The sequence below is a fragment of the Neobacillus sp. PS2-9 genome (assembly GCF_030915525.1).
Taxonomy (GTDB): Bacteria; Bacillota; Bacilli; order Bacillales; family Cytobacillaceae; genus Neobacillus.
In genome coordinates, this window is sequence record NZ_CP133269.1 from 2,833,444 (window position 1) to 2,852,692 (window position 19,249).

At 35.9% G+C, this 19,249-nt stretch carries 20 protein-coding genes and 3 pseudogenes; 6 read left to right on the top strand and 17 right to left on the bottom strand.

Annotated features, from left to right (window positions below):
* Nucleotides 1–208: 208 nt before the first annotated feature.
* The 3 genes from RCG25_RS14275 to RCG25_RS14285 all read right to left on the bottom strand — a co-directional run bounded on the left by RCG25_RS14275 (nt 209) and on the right by RCG25_RS14285 (nt 2,066).
* The gene (locus tag RCG25_RS14275; protein ID WP_308079479.1) at nt 209–934 is read right to left on the bottom strand and encodes an alpha/beta fold hydrolase; all 726 of its coding nucleotides are present in this window, start codon (nt 932–934) and stop codon (nt 209–211) included.
* A 235-nt stretch (nt 935–1,169) separates the two neighbouring features.
* Entirely contained in the window at nt 1,170–1,550 is a 381-nt protein-coding gene (locus RCG25_RS14280; protein WP_308079480.1) for a PaaI family thioesterase, read from the bottom strand.
* Nucleotides 1,551–1,646: 96 nt separating this feature from the next.
* Nucleotides 1,647–2,066, bottom strand: a complete 420-nt coding sequence (locus RCG25_RS14285; protein ID WP_308084185.1) for a GNAT family N-acetyltransferase — start codon at nt 2,064–2,066, stop codon at nt 1,647–1,649.
* A gap of 132 nt (nt 2,067–2,198) precedes the next feature.
* Between RCG25_RS14285 and RCG25_RS14290 the strand changes: the two are divergent.
* Nucleotides 2,199–3,037: pseudogene (locus RCG25_RS14290) on the top strand (tyrosine-type recombinase/integrase).
* 69 nt (nt 3,038–3,106) lie between these two features.
* Here RCG25_RS14290 and RCG25_RS14295 read toward each other — a convergent pair.
* The 4 genes from RCG25_RS14295 to RCG25_RS14310 form a co-directional block, all read right to left on the bottom strand.
* The gene (locus RCG25_RS14295; protein ID WP_308079481.1) at nt 3,107–4,117 is read right to left on the bottom strand and encodes an endonuclease/exonuclease/phosphatase family protein; all 1,011 of its coding nucleotides are present in this window, start codon (nt 4,115–4,117) and stop codon (nt 3,107–3,109) included.
* A 576-nt stretch (nt 4,118–4,693) separates the two neighbouring features.
* On the bottom strand, nt 4,694–5,725 hold the full coding sequence (locus RCG25_RS14300; RefSeq protein WP_308079482.1) for a threonine aldolase family protein: 1,032 nt from the start codon (nt 5,723–5,725) through the stop codon (nt 4,694–4,696).
* Between the two features lie 215 nt (nt 5,726–5,940).
* Complete coding sequence (locus RCG25_RS14305; RefSeq protein ID WP_308079483.1) at nt 5,941–6,267, bottom strand: antibiotic biosynthesis monooxygenase family protein; 327 nt, start codon at nt 6,265–6,267, stop codon at nt 5,941–5,943.
* Nucleotides 6,268–6,361: 94 nt separating this feature from the next.
* Nucleotides 6,362–6,910: a GNAT family N-acetyltransferase gene (locus RCG25_RS14310; RefSeq protein ID WP_308079484.1), complete on the bottom strand. Its 549-nt coding sequence runs from the start codon at nt 6,908–6,910 to the stop codon at nt 6,362–6,364.
* A gap of 252 nt (nt 6,911–7,162) precedes the next feature.
* Here RCG25_RS14310 and RCG25_RS14315 point away from each other — a divergent pair, with 252 nt between their 5' ends.
* Complete coding sequence (locus tag RCG25_RS14315) at nt 7,163–8,131, top strand: NAD(P)-dependent alcohol dehydrogenase (RefSeq protein ID WP_308079485.1); 969 nt, start codon at nt 7,163–7,165, stop codon at nt 8,129–8,131.
* Nucleotides 8,132–8,174: 43 nt separating this feature from the next.
* Here RCG25_RS14315 and RCG25_RS14320 read toward each other — a convergent pair whose 3' ends face one another.
* The 5 genes and pseudogenes from RCG25_RS14320 to RCG25_RS14335 form a co-directional block, all read right to left on the bottom strand.
* On the bottom strand, nt 8,175–8,444 hold the full coding sequence (locus RCG25_RS14320) for a DUF3949 domain-containing protein (RefSeq protein WP_308079486.1): 270 nt from the start codon (nt 8,442–8,444) through the stop codon (nt 8,175–8,177).
* Nucleotides 8,445–8,710: 266 nt separating this feature from the next.
* Complete coding sequence (locus RCG25_RS26095; protein ID WP_374120994.1) at nt 8,711–8,803, bottom strand: DUF2281 domain-containing protein; 93 nt, start codon at nt 8,801–8,803, stop codon at nt 8,711–8,713.
* A gap of 218 nt (nt 8,804–9,021) precedes the next feature.
* Entirely contained in the window at nt 9,022–9,861 is an 840-nt protein-coding gene (locus RCG25_RS14325; protein WP_374120995.1) for a pentapeptide repeat-containing protein, read from the bottom strand.
* Between the two features lie 167 nt (nt 9,862–10,028).
* The gene (locus RCG25_RS14330) at nt 10,029–10,889 is read right to left on the bottom strand and encodes a D-alanyl-D-alanine carboxypeptidase family protein (protein WP_308079487.1); all 861 of its coding nucleotides are present in this window, start codon (nt 10,887–10,889) and stop codon (nt 10,029–10,031) included.
* A gap of 127 nt (nt 10,890–11,016) precedes the next feature.
* Nucleotides 11,017–11,577, bottom strand: a pseudogene (locus RCG25_RS14335) (SAM-dependent methyltransferase).
* Nucleotides 11,578–11,740: 163 nt separating this feature from the next.
* Between RCG25_RS14335 and RCG25_RS14340 the strand changes: the two are divergent.
* A complete protein-coding gene (locus RCG25_RS14340; RefSeq protein WP_308079488.1) occupies nt 11,741–11,914 on the top strand; it encodes a hypothetical protein in 174 nt (57 codons plus the stop codon).
* Nucleotides 11,915–11,980: 66 nt separating this feature from the next.
* On the opposite strand, the gene RCG25_RS14345 is transcribed toward RCG25_RS14340, so the two are convergent.
* Both RCG25_RS14345 and RCG25_RS14350 read right to left on the bottom strand, forming a co-directional pair.
* A complete protein-coding gene (locus RCG25_RS14345; protein ID WP_308079489.1) occupies nt 11,981–12,523 on the bottom strand; it encodes a GNAT family N-acetyltransferase in 543 nt (180 codons plus the stop codon).
* A gap of 382 nt (nt 12,524–12,905) precedes the next feature.
* Nucleotides 12,906–14,342, bottom strand: a complete 1,437-nt coding sequence (locus tag RCG25_RS14350; RefSeq protein ID WP_308079490.1) for a glycoside hydrolase family 1 protein — start codon at nt 14,340–14,342, stop codon at nt 12,906–12,908.
* A 231-nt stretch (nt 14,343–14,573) separates the two neighbouring features.
* On the opposite strand from RCG25_RS14350, the gene RCG25_RS14355 reads away from it, so the two are divergent.
* Both RCG25_RS14355 and RCG25_RS14360 read left to right on the top strand, forming a co-directional pair.
* Nucleotides 14,574–15,299 carry a MurR/RpiR family transcriptional regulator gene (locus tag RCG25_RS14355; protein WP_308079491.1) on the top strand — a complete coding sequence of 242 codons (726 nt, stop codon included), beginning with the start codon at nt 14,574–14,576 and terminating at the stop codon, nt 15,297–15,299.
* 56 nt (nt 15,300–15,355) lie between these two features.
* Nucleotides 15,356–15,925 carry a dihydrofolate reductase family protein gene (locus RCG25_RS14360; RefSeq protein WP_308079492.1) on the top strand — a complete coding sequence of 190 codons (570 nt, stop codon included), beginning with the start codon at nt 15,356–15,358 and terminating at the stop codon, nt 15,923–15,925.
* A 105-nt stretch (nt 15,926–16,030) separates the two neighbouring features.
* Here the strand turns inward: RCG25_RS14360 and RCG25_RS14365 are convergent, their stop codons facing one another.
* Both RCG25_RS14365 and RCG25_RS14370 read right to left on the bottom strand, forming a co-directional pair.
* On the bottom strand, nt 16,031–16,390 hold the full coding sequence (locus RCG25_RS14365) for a YybH family protein (RefSeq protein WP_308084187.1): 360 nt from the start codon (nt 16,388–16,390) through the stop codon (nt 16,031–16,033).
* Nucleotides 16,391–16,568: 178 nt separating this feature from the next.
* Nucleotides 16,569–16,919: a VOC family protein gene (locus tag RCG25_RS14370; protein ID WP_308079493.1), complete on the bottom strand. Its 351-nt coding sequence runs from the start codon at nt 16,917–16,919 to the stop codon at nt 16,569–16,571.
* 153 nt (nt 16,920–17,072) lie between these two features.
* Between RCG25_RS14370 and RCG25_RS14375 the strand changes: the two genes are divergently transcribed.
* Nucleotides 17,073–18,509, top strand: a complete 1,437-nt coding sequence (locus tag RCG25_RS14375) for a MocR-like pyridoxine biosynthesis transcription factor PdxR (RefSeq protein ID WP_308079494.1) — start codon at nt 17,073–17,075, stop codon at nt 18,507–18,509.
* A 253-nt stretch (nt 18,510–18,762) separates the two neighbouring features.
* Here RCG25_RS14375 and RCG25_RS14380 read toward each other — a convergent pair.
* Nucleotides 18,763–19,198: pseudogene (locus tag RCG25_RS14380) on the bottom strand (VOC family protein).
* Nucleotides 19,199–19,249: the final 51 nt, after the last annotated feature.

Sequence of the window (19,249 nt, forward strand, 5' to 3'; positions counted from 1 at the left end):
TATTTTTATTTTTTTTCACAACAACTCAGCCCCTTACTGTTTTTCAATCAAAACATCCCCTGAATAAAGAAAAGTTATGATAATATTTTACCATAAAAATCCAATTTATTGTTCAACTAAACTGCATCGTTACTTCAATAAGAAAAAGCATTACTGTTGTTCCAGTAATGCCCCCGTTACTTTAAGTACAATCCTTCACAATCTAATCTTAAACTATGTCAATCAGCTTTTTAATCGCACTGACTACCACTTCTGGTTCATCATTTTGTATATAATGAGCACTGTTTTCAGCAATCACCAATTCACCATTAGAGGATATTTCAAGACTCTCTCTCTGCATTTCATCCCATAACTCTTGGGATTCCTTTGAATAATGAACTTTCTTACCAGCTGAAAGTACAATTAGTGGTACATTTAATTTAAATCTAGTTTCTTTTAACTGCTTTAGGCTTTCCATAAATTCATCATAATTGCCTTCATAAACGAATTGCTTGTTGTATGCTTGTTGGAAATCTTGTGACATCGTTGGGAGAAATCTTTCTCTGTAATCTTCAGGCGTAGAGTCAACCAAGACAAGTCCACAAACTTCATTTTGATATTCAGTTGCAAACAACCGCATATTTACTCCACCAAATGAATGACCTACTAATATGTAGGGAGCTTTAATCTTGGCTTCAATAAGAAGTTCCTTCAATTCTTTTACCATCTCACCGCTGGTTCTGGGGTTAGAACTTGTTTCACTTTTCCCAAGTCCTGCTCTATCATAAATTAGAACATTAGAGAGCATTGAAATATCCCCAATTACTGAATCCCAAGCCTTGGAAAAATCTCCATATCCAGCATCCATTACGACTGTTGGTTTTCCGTTATTTTCCCCCACCAATTTAGCATATAGTTTACAACCATTTATTTGCACAAACATTTCTTTAGTCATTTAGTCCATTCCTCTCATTTTGCCAACTATCAGTAGTTAATACTTAACAATATTAACACTCCTTTTTCATCTAAACTGCTTCGTTACTTCAATAAGAAAAAGGACCGCAGCATTTACGTTCCTTCTTAAACTCTTGCACCTGTTAGCAGAAAAAGCCCCTGTCCTGCTCTTTTTAATGTTTAGCGGGTGTATTTATCCTCCAAACGATAAAAGCCCTCTTGGGATTCTTGTGAGCTTACTTTAGGTTTGTGCGAAATAGGATTGCTTTAGATTTAGCTACAATTTCTTGTTTATCGTTATAAATCGAACACTCCGTATGAATTAAAGTTTTGCCCTGTTTTTCAATTTTGGCATTTGCCATCAAGTATGTACCAGTAGCGGGTTTCAAAAAAGAAACATTTAAATCAACGGTTACAGCTTGTTGTATACCATCTTCATTTGCTGGTAACAAGTTTGATACGCCTACATCAGCCAATGAAGAAATGATACCACCATGTATAACCCCTGCACTATTAATGAATAGATCCTGAACTGGCAATATAATTTGCAAATTATTATCATCAAGCTTTTTGTATTTCAAACCTAAAAATTCGTCAAATGGCTGTTTTATAAACATCTCATACACCTCTTATATATTTAATTTAACGCTACATTACATATTTTTATAAGTTCTTAAACAATCCTGCTTACTTTAGTACAACAAGAAAAATGGTTATTCTAAATACTCACTGGCTAGATTAGGGTTTAAGTACCTAGCCATTCCTGTTTTAATTCTCTTTAATCCAAGTTTATTATAAAAGTCCTCATTTCCAGAGATAGAAATTAAATGAACGCACGATATATTACTTAGTTTATCAAGTAAATACTCCATAATTTGTCTCGCTATCCCTTGTTTTTGAAATTCTGGATGTACTATAACGTCATAAATTGCAGCATTAAAAACACCATCTGTCATCGCCCTACCAAATCCAATAATCCGACCATTTACAGTAACCAATGCTATGACATTACTTGCTTCGAAAACTTGCTTGATAATCTCTTTTGTATGCTTTGTCCAACCGACAGAAGAATAAATTTCCTTCATTTCATCAAGATTCACTTTAGAAAAATCACTATGTATTCTTAAATCCATAAATGAGTATTTCTCCATTATTGTTGATTGCACCTTCTTTAAGTATCCTGCTCCGTTACTTCAATATCACGTTTCCAGTTCTATAATCAGGGCAATAATTCCTCTATTATAACCGGAAAGGAGGAAATGATTTTGTTATTATCAAAAGCCTGGGAATTATATGAATCGGACAAAAGGATTGAAGGATTCTCTCCTCAGACATTAAGAGCATATAGGCTCCAGTCCAAGTTGCTGATTCAAAACTTTAACGATGTGGATATTCAGTCATTGACCACTGATCAACTGAAAGGATACTTAGCAAAATCCAGTGAACACCTAAAGCCATCAAGTTTGGCTCATCGAATTCGATTTATAAAATCATTATTTCGTTGGTCACACGAGGAAGGACACTTACCCAAAAACCCAGCAGCAAAAATCAAAGAACCAAAACAAGGAAAACGAATACCAAAGTTTCTGACCGAGAGAGAAATTGAACATCTGAGGGAAGCCTGTTTTACTCCAATGGAAAAGGCATTATTTGAATTTATGTTTTCAACTGGTTGTAGAATAGGAGAAATAGTTTCTCTTGATAAAAATTGTATCAATTGGTCTAATCGTTCTGCCATTGTTCTTGGAAAAGGGGATAAAGAAAGGGAGGTCTACTTTAATATACGGTGTGAAATATGGCTTAAGCGATACTTAGACCTTCGCAGGATAAGGACCCAGCTATTTTTGTTACTGAACGGCACCCACATAGAATGAGTATTGGACAGATGAGGTACATCATAAAACGAATATCAAGTCGGGCAGGGATCAACAAAGAAATCCATCCACACCAACTACGCCACAGCTATGCCACACACCTATTGAACAATGGAGCTCCCATTGATGTTATTCAAAGTTTACTAGGTCACGAAAAAAGCGAGACCACTAGGATTTATGCTCAGTTAAGTGGAAGTCTTAGAAGAGAATTTTATAGAAAATACTTTTAGGGAAGAATGGCAAAAGGCAACGGATATTCCGCTGCCTTTTCGCTATTGCACCCATTACTTTAAATGTAATTATTCACAATCACTATTCATAATAAAACTCCCACTTTCGTCACTGCTTTCTTCATGGTGATGATCCTCTAAATTTAACTTCGCTGAAACTCCTGCGTGATCGGATGGCCAAAGTCCTGTTTTTGTTCGGTCATTCTGCGATTCTCCTACTAATTCTGCTTCAATGGGTTCCCAGACGTTTTTAAAGAAAATATAATCTATTCTTTGGTTCAACATATAAACGGCATTTAATAGGTCGGGAGCTTGGTGAGCAGTATACCCTAGCCCATTTCCAACATGACTCCAAACATCTTGAAAACCTGCATTAATAAACAAATTATAAGTAGTGCTATTAGGGATGGAGTTCATGTCTCCCGTAATAATTACAGGCAAAATTGTATTGCCTGGTCCCTGAAGAATTTCATTTGCTTGGGCATTCCGAATTGCTTCAACAGCTGGTTCCAAATGGGTATTGATCATCCTGAAAACTTGTCCATCAATCTTTACATCTATAGAAGACCATCCTCGGATTATTGTAAAAGGTTGTCCTGCTAAGGGTATAGTTAGATTTGTTTGGAAATTAGCTTCCTGTTTTCTTATTACGTCTAATTTATGGTCTTTACGAATCAGAATTGCATCTCTATCCAAAAATTGAACTAAATTTCCATTGCTGTCTGGAAGTTCTGCCTTTACATCATTGTTAAGGGCCGCAACTTCGTATTTCAAACCTTGTTCCTCTAACGCTTCTAATAATATATCTATAAAGTCATAGGTTACGGTTCTAAAAGTTGGAATAATTAGACTCACCTGCACCGCCTCTTGCAAACCGATAAGATCAGGCTTTTCCGAAGCGATAACTTCAGCAATTGCCTTGGCTCGAACAGGAAAATTCGTCGCTAGAAATTGCCTAAAGACTTGTGTTACAACTTCAGGGATTTGCTCTGGGGACGCAGCAAACAATGGCTCACTTGTAAAACCTTGATAAATATTCCATGTTAGGAACGAAACCTTAAGATTATGTTCAGAATTCATTTCCATATCACTCCAATCAATAAATCTATTAATAGTAGATGAAATTAATGGAGAATGCAAACGGCAGTTTTACTATTACTTTGATGGTTTTATGTTAAATTAGGTATCAAATTGCTAGTTATTATATAAGGCTTCAAAACGTGCTACAATTATATGGTTAAGTTGTTATACAGAACTCTTCCTGATTCAGTAAAAAATTTGACCTTTGCAAATGTTATTAATTCAACTATCCTGCATCGTTAGTGTAAGTATATCTTTTCACAAATTAATTAACATATATATTCAATTATAACGTCTATTCTATGCATTTTTTAAGTCAATTTGTATATCAAATTGTGTTTGAAATTGTAGGGGTACAACAGCCATTGTACTCCTACAATTTGGGGTGCATTTTCCCAAACAAATTTTTATAAAATTCCGCACAAATGGCTTTACACCAATAAAAAATGAGTGTCAATTTCATATGCAAATTGACACTCATTTTATTTTACATTTTTAATGTTTGTGATAGGAAACGGAACCCTTTACTTGAGAACTGTCTTCTTTTTCAACAGTTCTCAAGAGCCAATAAAATTTTTACAAGTTAACTACCATCTTAAAATCCTCAATAAACTCTTCAACCTGATCCTCTTGTGTTGCCCAAGAAGTAACTAGGCGAATGGCAGAATGCTCCTCATCAACCTTTTCCCACACATGAAAAGCATACTTCTTTTCTAATTCGGTAATCACTGAATTCGGTAGAATCGGGAAAATTTGATTCGATGGAGAATGGATTAAAAACGGAATATCTGCCTTGCTTATTTCATCTCTAAGTCTTCCTGCCAGCTTATTTGCATGCATCGCTAAGTCAAAAAACAGATTATTCCGGAATAGTTCAAGGAACTGAATGCCCATTAATCTTCCTTTAGCAAGAAGTGCCCCTTTTTGCTTAATGTGATAGCGGAAATCCTCTTTGAGTGAATCACGGCAAATTACAAGCGCCTCTCCAATAAGAGCACCGTTCTTAGTTCCGCCAATATAAAAAGCATCAACAAGTTCAGGGAGATCGCTCAATTTCAAGTCATTTTCATCAGAGCAAAGCGCAGAACCAAGTCTCGCACCGTCCATGTATAAAATGAGATTGTTCTCATGGCAGAAATCTCGTAGCTGCTCAAGTTCTTTTTTTGTATAAATAGACCCTATTTCAGTGGAATTCGATATGTAAACCAGCTTTGGTTTTACCATGTGCTCGTCTGGATGACCTTCGAGTACAGCCTTCACATGGGTGGGATTCAATTTTCCATCTACCCCTTCAATTGAAATGATTTTATGTCCAGTTGCTTCAATGGCACCCGTTTCATGCCCTAAAATATGTCCGGAACTAACTGCCATTGCTGCCTCGTGTGGTCTTAAGAAAGCAGAAATAGCGGTTAGATTTGTTTGTGTCCCGCCTGAAAGAAGGTGGATATCGACATCCGTCCGTCCCATTTTTTCTTTCAATAACTCTATGGCATGTTGGGTAAATTGGTCTTCACCGTATCCATCCGCTTGGACAAGGTTGGATTCAAGTAATGCATTCAAGATTCTAGGATGTGCGCCTTCGCTGTAGTCGTTCTTAAAGCTGTACATTTCGTTGCCTCCGTTTTATTTTCAAGAATTGTTTCTACATTTCTATCGTACCATACCTATCTACTATTCCCTACAATATAGTTCCGCTCGTTTTCTAGTGTAAGATTACACCTTTCTGTTGATGTTTGCGGTTTATCAGCGGATTTTAATCTTTTATCAGCGAATATTAGAATATATCAGCGAATTTTAGATTTTATCAGCGAATCAGAAATAACTTATATTTCATAAAAATTATCTCTTTCTACCTTACATACTCTCAGTGAAAAATTTTTGTACCATTCTTGCTTTCCTCGTTCTTGTGCCACTTTATGAACTGAATTTTCCTTCCAATTCTTAATTGAATCTAAGGAATCCCAGTATGAGACTGTAATTCCCAATTCATTATCACGAGCACTTTCTACGCCTAAGAAACCGGTCTGTTTAGAGGCTAATTCTACCATTTTTTCTGCCATTTTCTCATATCCTCTGTCACCTTCTGTTCGCTGTGAAGCAAATATCACAGCATAATAGGGTGGTTTAGGAGTTTTTGCCATTCCACTCATTTCTTAATTCCCCCTAATACTTTATTGCTATCCCTTTTTACGACAAGTTTTGATTTAATGTAGCAATCACGTATGATTTCCTCAAATTCAGATGCTAGTTGCGTAACTTATTTGTTTCCCATTCTTCGCGTAGTAGTCCCATTCTAATAGAATCATAATATGTTCCGTTATAGTAACGAACCTTTCTTATCCTCGCTTCCATGGTCATCCCGAGCCTTTTCCCCACCTTTATCATCCGTTCATTTCCTGACCAAGTAGTGTATCCAACTCGAACAAGTGGTAAGGTATTAAATAGATGATTGATCAAAAGACGGAGTGCTTGTGTACCATATCCTCCACTCCAAAATTCCGAATTATAAATGACAATCCCCATCTCCAGCCAATTAGAAGGTTTATGCTCCCAATAATAACCTATTGTTCCGATCAGCTCACCTGCCACTTCAATAGCCCATCGACTATCCTGTTCGATATAAGTTCCTTTTTCATTTAAAAACTCCTCATATGGAACATGCTTATGTTCAAAGTAAGGAGCATCCCATTTTTTCCATTCAGGTAATTCCTCTTTATAAATCAACTCCCATAGTTTGGGCAAATCTTTTTCAACAATTGGACGAATAATTAAATCAGCATGTTTATAGTGCACAGGATCCCTCCGGTTTGATTAATTACTCTTTATATTTCTACATCCAAATCATTATTCCTTTTTAAGAATGAGACCTACATTATTTTTAAACCTTCAATATCCAATGTTAATTTTGGGTAATGCCAATGGATTTTGGTTTTGAATGCCTTTTAATTGGAATATGTATTAATTAGAGTTTTTTGAGTCATTTGTACTAGTTCACCCATTCATCCTTGTTTTTATAAAAATTTTGGGATTTGTAGGAGGAATTATATGAAAGCTATCGTTACTAACAAATACGGTCCACCCGATGTACTTCAATTAACAGAAGTAGAAAAACCCATACCTAAAGACAATCAAGTACTGGTAAAAATTCATGCATCATCCTTGAATTTTGGTAACCTAGTTCTTTTGAAGGGAGAACCATTCATAGCCCGTTTTGCTTTCGGACTTACAAAACCAAAATACCGTATACCCGGAGGTGACATCTCAGGTCGGGTGGAAGCAGTAGGGAAGGATGTCAAACAATTTCAACCAGGCGATGAAGTGTTCGGAGACCTATCCGTGTGCGGTTGGAGTGGTTTTGCAGAATATGTAGCGGTTCCTGAACATGCATTAGCATTAAAACCTGCTAATCTATCATTTGAGGAAGCTGCCGCTGTACCAATGGCGGGGGTCACTGCTCTACAGGGGCTACGGGATAAAGGCAAAATTCAATCTGGCCAAAAGGTGTTAATCAATGGCGCATCTGGTGGTTTGGGAACTTTTGCTGTTCAAATAGCCAAGTCTTTCGGGGCTGAGGTAACAGGTGTGTGTAGTACTAGAAACATAGATATTTTACAATCCATTGGGGCCGATGATGTCATTGACTATACTAAAGAAGATGTTACGAAAAAGACGAAGACGTTTGACCTGATTGTTGGTGTTAACGGACATCACTCCATTTCAGATTACAAACGGTTGTTAAATCACAATGGAACTTTTGTTCACGTTGGTGGTTCTGGCTCTCAAATGTTCCAAGCGATGGCCTTAGGTCCTTGGATTTCTCTGACTGAAAAAAAGAAAATGGGTACATTTTTACAAAGAGCTAACCAAACGGACCTGATTTTTATGAAAGAACTAATTGAAGAGGGCAAAGTAAAACCTGTGATTGATCGACGTTACAAATTAAGTGAAGTGAAAGAAGCCTTCAACTATTTTGCAGAAGGCCATGCGCAAGGGAAAGTGGTCATTTCTGTATAAAATGAAAAAGATGCCTCATTCCAATTCGAGTGAGGCACCTTTCTTAGTATTCCAGCTTTTTATGTTTCCATTTATACAAAAGAGTAGCCAAAAGGTTAGCGCCGATTAATAGGATATTACCTTGTGCATTATAATGCAGCTCTTGATTTTCGAAACTCATTTTATCATAATATTCCCCTTGGCTGAGTCCAAGTTCTTTTCGTTTTTTATTCTCTTCTTTTAGATGTTTAACATACCTATATTGCACGGGTAAAAGAATGAGCGATAACATGAGGTATGCACCTATTATTCCTAAAGTTGCATAAAGACCCATTTTTTCATCTCCCCTCTTCGCAAGAAAAATTTCCCTTATTTCATTTTACGTAACAAAATTATAAAAGTTTCATTTATTCAAGGAATTATTTAATTACTATTAAAACCAAAAGAAAAAAGCCTCCCCAAATTGAGAAGGACTAATTATATAAGTGCATTAATTTTTAAAACAATGTCGCACTGACTATACATTATTCCATATCTCATCATCTATTTCATTATCCCAAAAATCGAGACTACTTTCACTTTCCTTTATTAGGTCCTCGTTTAAATTTTTTTCTTTTTTGCTTTTAAAAACTCAGCGAAATCTAAAATTTTTATTACTTCATTGTCAGGTATTTCTTCAATAATCCTAAGCAAGCAAGCGTTCTTTTGCTGTATTCATGACGTAATTCACCTCTATGAATATTTTACTTTAGTATATCACTTTAATTTTCGTAAGGAAAAAATGATTAGGTTTTTAAATATTTTCCAAACGATTACTTTGTATAACAAGGACTTATTGAATGATTTCAATCAAACAGTCAATAACTTTTAAAAGTTGACATACAGATATTGTTATTCATTTTTTTCTTCTCTCATAACCAATGCTTAGGAACGGTTAAGGTAGCAGGTAACTTAGTATCTTGATCACCTTTCGCCGCATTTACTTGTGCTTGGGTCAGGAATATACTTCCTTGTAAATTTGCCCCTCTGAGGTCTGCATCCCTCAAATCTGCACCAATAAAGTCAGAAAATCTCATATCAGCTCTTCGTAGATTAGTAGCAATTAGAAGTGCTCCTCTAAAATTACTTGCTTTAAGATCTCTCCCGCTTAAATTGGCACCGATTAAACCGATTCCCTTTTTAAACTTGCTAGATTGATTTTTTTCTTTTTTCACTTTAGCTCGCACAAATTCACTTGTTTGAAGCAACAAGTTATTTACCACCGCTCTATGGCTCGGTATATCAAGGACTAAGATTTCGTTTGGACTAAGATTGGTTAGGCGTTCGGTATCCTCTATTGCTTGTTGCAATTCCTCATAAATTGGACGTGTTTCTTCTATGTCCAGTGCCTCATTTAGGTAAAGCAGCATTTCATGGATCTGCTGCATGAGAGGAAACACATCAAACATTTCTTTTGCTACCTCTGGATTTCCACGCCAATCCTTGCCATTAAACGTGACTTGGGATACTTTCTGGCCCGCACCAAAGCACTCAAATACTGTACACCCTTTAAAGCCCTTGTTTCGTAAATTACTATGTATGCTGCAACGATAATCACGCTGCAAGTTTTTACAAGGTGTCCCACCATCCTTGTCAAAGGCAAAATCAGCCGATTTGGCATAGGGTAAAGCAACGCAACATAAACCAAAACAGTTATCGCAGTCAGGTCGTAATCTATTTAAAACATCCTTGGACATTATTTGTTTTGACAATACTCACACTTCCTTTAACAACCTCTTATCTATTTAAATCAATGTTTCTATGAACGATAAAATCATATTACCATATCATGACTCCCTAAAAGAGGGTCATACCTAAAAAATACACAAAGGAACAAGCAAAAAAGCGTTTCTGCTCTTTGAACAGAAACGCTTCTTTATTATTGGTAGTGAGTTAAATTTTCTATTTGATTAAATGAATAGTTTGCCATCGTTTGTATATCATTGTATTTTGATCTTTTGTTTTTTGATCTCATGACTACCGAGATAATTTCCATGTCTCCCTTTTTTAAATATTCCACTAGTGTATGTTGAGCGGCACTTGTATATCCAGGTTTACCCGCGACTACGTTAGGCATAGCACCAATATTGACTAAATTCCGGATGATTTTTTCTTGTCTGCTCGTTTTAATGTCGGTGGTTTGGGTCGACATGACTTTGAGTACCATCGGGTGTTTAATCGCTTCTTTCGTAATGATCGCCATGTCATAAGGCGTTGTAAAATGGTTAGGATGATGAAGACCGTTAGAGGTGACAAAATATGTGTCTTTGAGATTCCATTGTTGCACTTTTTGGTTCATGAGATCTGCGAAACCTTTCTCGCTTCCTGCGACGTTTTCAGCAATAACAACGGCGACGTCATTCGCACTCAGCAATAACAAAGCTTTCATTGCATCCTGTTTCGTCATTCTCTCACCTGCTCGAAGACCCAAACAGAGACATTCTTGATTTGCAGCATGCGGACTAACCGTTAACCATTCTCCATCCTTCATTCGTTCATCTAAAATGGTGGCGGTTAACACTTTGGTCATACTTGCAGGATACGCTTTAAAATGAGCATTTTTGTCATAAATAATCTCTCCGGTCTTGGCATCTATGGTGACTCCATACTCACCTTCAATTTCTGGAGGTGGTGAGGAATATATCTCACCCTCCGCCGAATTGCCCTTCATTATGAACATTCCATTCAATATCATAAGAACTAACAGTGATGTTACAACGATTTTCCCAATGTTTGTCATGATGTACCTCCAGTTGAACGAACCTCAATTCCTATCTGTTTTATTTTGTTCCAGTTTTAACAGAATTACTACATAAAAATGGGGACAGTCCCCCACAGCTTTAAAGCAGTGAGGGACTGTCCCCATTTTAGTATTTTATTGCGTCTATAATTAAGGATGGGAAGACAAGCTTATCCCCTTGATTTCTTGGATCATATTTTTTTGACCGAAAGATTACACCTTTTGTTTCGTCCCATTCATTGGAATGAAATTCTCCTTTTTCATCACAATACTCCAGTAAATGAACTTCAAATCCAGCTGTTTGGAACATTTTCGTCAAGGTTTTATAATTATGAACAATTTTATGACTGGCTGCTGGATGGTCCTTTGGTCCAGGTCCTCCTACTTTTACGATGTTTTGATAACTTTAATCTGGAAAAAATGCATCTGGAACCGCACACCCTATGTATCCAGATGGCTTTAGATATCTGTAACAAAGCTTTGCCGCTTTTACTCCCTCTTCACATGTAAGGTGTTCCCAAACGTGTTCAGCTAAAATGGCTGTTATCGAAGTGATACTAAACCTAGTTGTCCAGGTAGTTTCATCTAATAAACTGAGTTCCTCTTCCTGGGTATGAAGCCAACCAGGATTATTATTATATTCACCTGCACCAATCACTAGTTTGATCTCTTTTTGTTTTACGTCCAAGGGTTCTCCTCCTAAAAATTCAGTTTTCACTATATTCACTTTTAAAATACAAAAAATGTTCACAATCTATAAAATCCATTTCCCTTTTTCGTGATGTATGTCACATTTACTTGATTTACAATCAATTAAACTAATTTCAAGTTAATTCTAAGGGGGATTTAAAATGATAGTAGCTTGGTTAATTACCATTGGTTTATTTTTAGTGTGTATCTATGCAACAACCGTTATTATTAATGGACTAAAAGAAAAGGATCAACTTGACTTAGCAGAATTGCAATCACAACTTAAAAACACAGCAAAGAAAAATGATAAAAAAGATATGAAACTAGCAATATAATTGTAAAAAAACAAAAAACAACTTCAATTTGGAGTTGTTTTTTATTTCCTGAAATTTGATAATTCATTACTTTATATCGCTGATTTTAATTTTCCAAATCATGTGGTCAAAGCCTTCGCCCCAATAATCTTTTAACAAGTAATCAGGTTCCCCAAATTTCTTTTTCCAGATATGTTGTGCTCGTGCATATCCGCTATCTAAGCAAAATTCTTCTATACCTTTATTTTGTAATTTGGAATACATAGAATTCAATAATAGTCTTCCAATTCCCATTCTTTGATATTCTGGCAGGACAAATACAGTCCCTACTTCAGGTAGCTCTTTATAAGCATTTTTTGTACATTTACATATGAGATCGCTAGCAGGACCATATTCGATGGAGCCCACAATTTTGTCGGAATGCAACGCAATCAAAAAATATCGATTTGCACCATTGCTAGCAAAATCACTTACTAAGTATTTTTTCTTACTTTCAATTTCAGCTTCGATATCCTCGAATTTCTCTCTAATACCTTCTTTAGTAAACGTATCAATTATGACTTTTTCAAAGAATAGATTTAACTCATTTGTGTCCTCTATTCTCGGTCTTCTTATTACGATGTTTAACACCTAAAAGCACTCCTTGTTCTCTTATTAACTTAGATTTCTAGGTTTCCACTAAATATCCCTCTTTCTATGACTAGTTACCGCTGGTAAACTTTTTTTCTCTTTAACGGGTACTAGTCGCATTGACTAGTTACCGGGGGTTCATTTTTTCCTCCTGCACGGGCACTAGTCACACCGACTAGTTACCGTTCCTTCTCTTTTTCCTCCTGCACGGGCACTATTCCCCTCGACTAGTTACCGTTTCTTCTCTTTTTCCTCCTGCACGGGCATTAGCCCCTTGACTAGTATCGCTCCTTCTCTTCTCCCTCCTGCACGGGCACTAGTCTCATCATTTTTACAAAAGAAAAATGCGCCCCTGTATAAACAGAGACGCAATCAAGAATTTTTATAGTTTTTCACCATTCGTTTCAATAACGTTTTTATACCAAAAGAAGGACTTTTTCTTTTTCCGTGCTAATGTACCGCTTCCATCATCATGTTTGTCAACATAGATGAATCCATACCGTTTAGAGTACTCGCCTGAAGACATACTCACCATGTCAATACATCCCCACGTTGTATAGCCCATTAGTTCAACCCCATCTTCAATAGATTCACCCATTGCTCTAATGTGATCACGAAGATAATCAATTCGATAATCATCATTGATTGAGCCATCCTCTTCCACCTTGTCATAGGCTCCTAATCCATTTTCGACAACGAAGAGCGGTACTTGGTAGCGGTCGTACAATTGGTTTAATCCAATCCGCAAACCGACAGGGTCGATTTCCCAGCCCCAATCACTTGCCTTTAGGAAAGGATTCTTCACTCCGCCGATAAGATTTCCTTGTGCATTCTCTAAATCTGACTTCTCTTTCTTCTCGGTACGGGACATATAGTAACTAAGTCCAATATAATCGACAGTACCTTCCTTAATTAATTCCAGATCGCCCTCCCGAATGTCTAATTCAATATTATGCTCTTTGAAATAGCGCTTTACGAATGCAGGGTATTCCCCACGAACCTGAACGTCCGCACAAAAATAGTTGAAAAAGCGTTCTTCTTGAAGGGCATACATGATATTTTCCGGATTGGAATCGTACGAATAAACTGGTGCATATAAAATCATACAGCCAATTTGAGCATCTGGAATGATTTCATGACATGCCTTTACAGCAATCGCACTTGCAACGAATTGATAGTGGTATGCCTGGAAAGTTGGCTGGTATTTGTCTTCTTCTTTATGAATTGCGAAGCCAAGCCCCATGATTGGCATAATTAATCCACTATTAATTTCATTAAATGTCATCCAGTATTTCACTTTGTTCTTATAGCGATTAAAAATGGCATTTACATATCTTTCAAAGAAAGTAACTACTTCACGATTTCTCCAGCCGCCATATTCCTTTACCAGATTTACAGGCATTTCATAGTGAGAAATCGTCACAACAGGCTCAATTCCATGTTTGTGCAATTCGTCAAAGACACGGTCATAAAATGCTAGGCCTTCTTCATTCGCTTCTAGTTCATTTCCATTTGGAAAAATTCTTGTCCACGCAATAGACATACGGAACACTTTGAAACCCATTTCTGCAAATAAAGCTATATCTTCCTTATATCGATGGTAGAAGTCAATTCCTTCATGGTTCGGATAGCTGTATTTCTCGCGATCGATTTCAAAATTAAAGCCTGGGGACTGTAGAATGTTAAGTCTTTCTTTTCCGCCAGGAAGAACATCAGCAATATTTAATCCCTTATTGCCTTCATCAAATCCGCCTTCCATTTGATTGGCAGCCGTTGCACCGCCCCATAAAAAGCCTTCGGGAAAATGATATTTATTCATAAGAGAAACCTCCTGAAATTTTTTCCATAATCATTACTATTTGTTAGTTGGTTAAATTCTATAATTAACTATAAAGGAATAATAACTACCTTTATTTAGATAGTAAATAATGAAGGAGTATCTAGTTATTAATATCAATGGTAGTCATTTGTTTCATGAATGTAACACTGTGTTTTCTTGTGCTAAAATGGGGTATAGATTGTTAATGAAGATTAAGGAGAATTACAAAACATGTTTTCAAATGAAGTTATCGCTTCTTTCAATGAATTAGAGACTTCTTTATACAATTATATTTGCCAAAATGGTGATAAAGTTGCTTATATGCGAATACGTGAGCTGGCCGATGAAACACATGTATCAACAGCAACGATTTTACGTTTTTGTAGAAAAGTAAATTGTGAGGGTTTCTCCGAATTTAAAGTGAAGCTCAAAATGCATGTAGCAGGAAATAAAAAGACGGATATAAAAAGTGTCCATCATTCAGTCGTCGAGTTTTTTGAGCGGACGCTAAAAGGTAATCTAGAAGAAAAAATCAAAATGGCTGCCAGTCTAGTTCACACAGCAGAAAATGTTATTTTTATTGGAATAGGAAGCTCAGGCATTCTTGCGGAATATGGGGCGAGGTATTTCTCGAGCTTAGGGAAGTTTTCGTTGTACATTAAAGATCCTCACTTTCCGATTCACACGAAACTACGCAATAACAGTGTGACCATTGCGTTGTCAGTCTCTGGAGAGAATCATTTCACCGTCACGCATTTAAATCAATTGAAACAAGAAGGTAGTAAAATTATCAGTATCACAAACAATAAACTCTCAACCATTGCAAAAATCTCGGATATCAATATTCCTTATTATGTAACTGAAGAATTTGTAGAAGAAGCCAATATTACGACACAAGTACCTGTTGTTTATATTCTGGAGTCTATGGCCCGTGAAATTCATAAGCTGAATCAATAATTTATATATACATCTTGCTAACCGCCACCATATTAATGATAAAAGGATGAAGGTTTATGACAAATAACGCAAAACAGAGAAAAATAATTTTAGATTTAGCAGTTACATTAGATGGTTTTATTGAAGGGAAAAATGGAGAAGTTGATTGGTGCATTATGGACTCTGATATGGGGTTCACTGATTTCTTAAATCAAATTGATACTATTTTATATGGTAGAAAAAGCTACGATTTATGGGGACAATATATTCCTAAAAATGAAGACTCTGATACTGAAAAGGAAATTTGGAAATTGGTTCATAGTAAAAAGAAATATGTTTTTTCCAAAACACAAAAAGAAACTGATAATCAAGCAATATTTATAAATGATAATATTCTTGAAGAAGTAAATAAATTGAAGAAAAGGTCTGGTAAAGACATCTGGCTATATGGTGGAGCAAGTCTCATTACAACTTTTATAAATTTGGGGCTTGTTGATGAATTTAGATTATCTATTCACCCTGTTGTTTTGGGTGAAGGAAAACCATTGTTTATTGATTTAAGACAGAGGTTAAATTTAAAAACGGTTAATACAAGAACATTCTCCTCTGGTGTTGTGCAAATAATCTATCATTGGAATGGTAACTAAAATATCTTCTCAACAGTAGTTTCACCTATTAAACTAAGGGGGAACCCAATACTTAGGGTTTCCCTTAATATTGACCGATTATCAACATTTTAGTTTAACAGAGCCTTATAAATCCGTACCATATGAATTATCAATGACACAAAGCCATTCACCTTGTGCATTTTTCTTAAACACATAGGTTGCCTTTCTTTCCATAGAAAACTCAGAATCCTTTTTGTTATCAGCTTCAAGGAGCGTTTGAGAAATCACTAACGCCGTGTCCCCTGCTTCTAAAATAATCATTTCCCCCTGTGTTTTGACAATACTGTTATTAAAATATTTTGCTATGGCAATAAATGCTTTTCTAATTTCGTCTTTACCTCGAGCAATCATTCCAGGCTTTACAACCAAAATGGCATCATCAGTGTAGTAATTCATAAGTGTATCAAAATCTTCCTTCTTAATCGCCAAGTCACACTTTTTGATTACCTCTTTTAATTCGTGTTACAAAACCTTCCCCTCCCTTTAGGATTCAATTCTATTTAATAGTATTTGATACTTCGATCATTTTGTTTATTTAATAATCAGATTCTTATCTTTTTCAATATCAATGGTCCGAAAGTTCAAAGCAACCAACCTCCTTTAGCCAGTATTGAAAGCAAACTCAACATTTGCATACCATTAAATGGTTCCCATCTGGGTCTTTAAAATTAAACCAATGATTATGCATTATTTCAGTTGTTAACTCTACATTCTTACTTCTCATAAATTCATAAGCTTGTTCTATATTATTAGTGTTTAGGTGAAAAAGTGGAGTTTTAATACTATTTTCCTTTGAATTAATCTTGCTATCTAATACCATCCCTGTTCCATTCATGGGGATGATGAATAAATGACCAAATAGAATTTCCCCTTCTTCTGGTAATCCTAATATGTCACAATACCAATTACGTGCAGCTTCAATATTACTCACGGGAATAAATACAGTTCCAATTTGATTTAAGATGGGGTTCATAAATGATCTCCTTTTAATCGATATCGAATATAATGTTAATTCGCTAAAATATATTAATTCCCTTCTACTAACTAAGACCTATGTAATGAATATTAAATATAAAAAGGATACAATACTTTGTAGAAACTTAAATTCATTCAAAGGATGTAACAAATGGAATGGAAACCAGATAGAGAATCTAAAAATCCCATTTATAAACAGCTTGCAGAGTATATTGAACAAGGTATCGCAGATGGCTCTTTTCCGCCTGATAAACCCTTACCTTCTGAAAGAGGCTTGGCCAAAGAACTTGGTGTCAATAGAAGCACAGTGATTTCTGCCTATGACCTATTGGAATCAAATGGACTTATTGATCGAAATAGAGGCAGTGGAACGACAATTAGCAAAGATATTTGGGGCATTACCAAGAAACGTATTCCTAGTTGGAACAGGTATATTGAGGCAGGTCCGTTTTTGCCCAATTTGCCTGTAACACAAAGATTACATAAAGAGACGGCAGAGCAAAATCTAATCAATTTGGCCAGTGGAGAATTATCACAAGATCTTTTTCCATTGAGCTCACTTAGAGTGATAACCTCTAACCGATCCTTTATTGGAACCTTGGGGTATGACCATCCTCAAGGAAATCCAATTCTGCGAGAAACACTTGCGAAACATGTTAAACAGTTTCGCAGCATAGATACGGACCCATCATCGATTTTAATTACCTCAGGGGCACAGCAAGCATTGCATCTAGTTGTTCAATGTTTGTTAAAACCTGGTGATGCAGTAGCGATTGAAGATCCTTCGTATCATTACAATCTGCCTGTATTCAAATCAGCAGGTATCAAAACCTACTTTTTAAAAGTGAATAAGGACGGAATTAACCCCCATGACATAACCGATTTATATAAAAAACATAGAATACGGATGATTTTTTTAAATCCGATTTATCAAAACCCTACAGGCACTTTAATGTCAGAAAACAATCGAAAAAAGGTGCTTGAGATATCATCAGAATATGGAATTCCAGTTGTGGAGGATGACCCGTATAGTTTAACCTCATTTTCAGGGGAAAAGATGCAAACTCTTAAATCATTAGATCGTTATGGAAATGTTTTGTATATTAGTTCTCTAACAAAAATTATTGCTTCAGGTCTAAGAATTGGTTGGATTATAGGACCAAAAGCAGTGATTGAGAGATTATCTGATGCCAAGCAGCAAGTCGATTTTGGGCATGCAAGCTATTCTCAATGGATAGCAAATGATTTTTTAGAATCTAGAGATTTTGAAAACCATCTTAATGACTTAGTTAAGCAATTAGAGAGTCGTAAAGATCAAATAGTTTTCAGCCTTCAGTCCTTTTTAAAAGAACAGGTTGATTTTCATGTTCCTGAAGGCGGTATCCATTTATGGTGCAGGATAAAAAAAGAATTCAATGAAAATCAATTGCTTGAAGAATCGATCAAAAGAGGAGTTATTTTTGTACCTGGCTCAACCATGGGCTCTGAGAAAGGATTCGTCCGTTTTACTTTTTCAAGGGAAAAAGAAGATAATATTCATGAAGGAATCAAACGGTTTGCTGAAGCTCTTAATGCTGTTACAAACTAATTTTCAAAAAAATAAGTAAAAAGACCGTGTTTTTTCGTTACGGTTCGGTTACCTCTTGCAATACCCGTAAATGCAACCGAATTTGTACCGTGTTTTGTTTAGAGATTGTTAATAAAAATAAAATGGCTCAGTTTATTATGCTGAGCCATTTCCTATATCTAATTTCATTTTCTTCTTTAAGTTACGCACCCGATCGTATAAGAAGAAATCTTTAAAGTTGGAGATCTAAATTATTTAAAGTCCCAATCAATATTTATCTGAGTTTCTCCGCCAACTCTAAAATAATTCCCTCTGGACCACGAACGTAGCATAACTTATAACTTTCTTCATATTGCTGTATCTCACTAAAGATTTCCGTGCCCCTCTTTTTCAATTTTGCAACAATAGTTTCAATATCTTCAACAGCAAAGCAAATATGTCGGATACCCAGCTTATTTGCAAAAGGTTGCTGAATATCTTTTTCATCTGACGGCGTATAAAATTTGACTAGCACTATCCATGCCTGGCCATCTGGCATCCCCAATCCAACACATGCCGTTTTAACATCATTAAGCCCAACTATTCTGTCCAACTTTTCCATCCAATTCCCATTCCGCTTGCACTTCAAGTCCTAAATCAACAAAAAACGCTTTAGCCTCTGAAAGATCATTTACGTTTATACTCACATGATCTATACTATTAATCTTCATATCTCATACCTCCTATGTTCCTGTTATTTTCAATACCTGTGTTCGTGTAAG

Bases quoted from the DNA above. Each gene is read 5' to 3' on its own strand.
- RCG25_RS14280 (WP_308079480.1), bottom strand. From the start codon at position 1,550: ATGTTTATAAAACAGCCATTTGACGAATTTTTAGGTTTGAAATACAAA.
- RCG25_RS14275 (WP_308079479.1), bottom strand. From the start codon at position 934: ATGACTAAAGAAATGTTTGTGCAAATAAATGGTTGTAAACTATATGCT.
- RCG25_RS14295 (WP_308079481.1), bottom strand. From the start codon at position 4,117: ATGAATTCTGAACATAATCTTAAGGTTTCGTTCCTAACATGGAATATT.
- RCG25_RS14300 (WP_308079482.1), bottom strand. From the start codon at position 5,725: ATGTACAGCTTTAAGAACGACTACAGCGAAGGCGCACATCCTAGAATC.
- RCG25_RS14320 (WP_308079486.1), bottom strand. From the start codon at position 8,444: ATGGGTCTTTATGCAACTTTAGGAATAATAGGTGCATACCTCATGTTA.
- RCG25_RS14370 (WP_308079493.1), bottom strand. From the start codon at position 16,919: ATGAACCCCATCTTAAATCAAATTGGAACTGTATTTATTCCCGTGAGT.
- RCG25_RS14285 (WP_308084185.1), bottom strand. From the start codon at position 2,066: ATGGATTTAAGAATACATAGTGATTTTTCTAAAGTGAATCTTGATGAA.
- RCG25_RS14305 (WP_308079483.1), bottom strand. From the start codon at position 6,267: ATGAGTGGAATGGCAAAAACTCCTAAACCACCCTATTATGCTGTGATA.
- RCG25_RS14315 (WP_308079485.1), top strand. From the start codon at position 7,163: ATGAAAGCTATCGTTACTAACAAATACGGTCCACCCGATGTACTTCAA.
- RCG25_RS14355 (WP_308079491.1), top strand. From the start codon at position 14,574: ATGTTTTCAAATGAAGTTATCGCTTCTTTCAATGAATTAGAGACTTCT.
- RCG25_RS14360 (WP_308079492.1), top strand. From the start codon at position 15,356: ATGACAAATAACGCAAAACAGAGAAAAATAATTTTAGATTTAGCAGTT.
- RCG25_RS14330 (WP_308079487.1), bottom strand. From the start codon at position 10,889: ATGACAAACATTGGGAAAATCGTTGTAACATCACTGTTAGTTCTTATG.
- RCG25_RS14350 (WP_308079490.1), bottom strand. From the start codon at position 14,342: ATGAATAAATATCATTTTCCCGAAGGCTTTTTATGGGGCGGTGCAACG.
- RCG25_RS14340 (WP_308079488.1), top strand. From the start codon at position 11,741: ATGATAGTAGCTTGGTTAATTACCATTGGTTTATTTTTAGTGTGTATC.
- RCG25_RS14375 (WP_308079494.1), top strand. From the start codon at position 17,073: ATGGAATGGAAACCAGATAGAGAATCTAAAAATCCCATTTATAAACAG.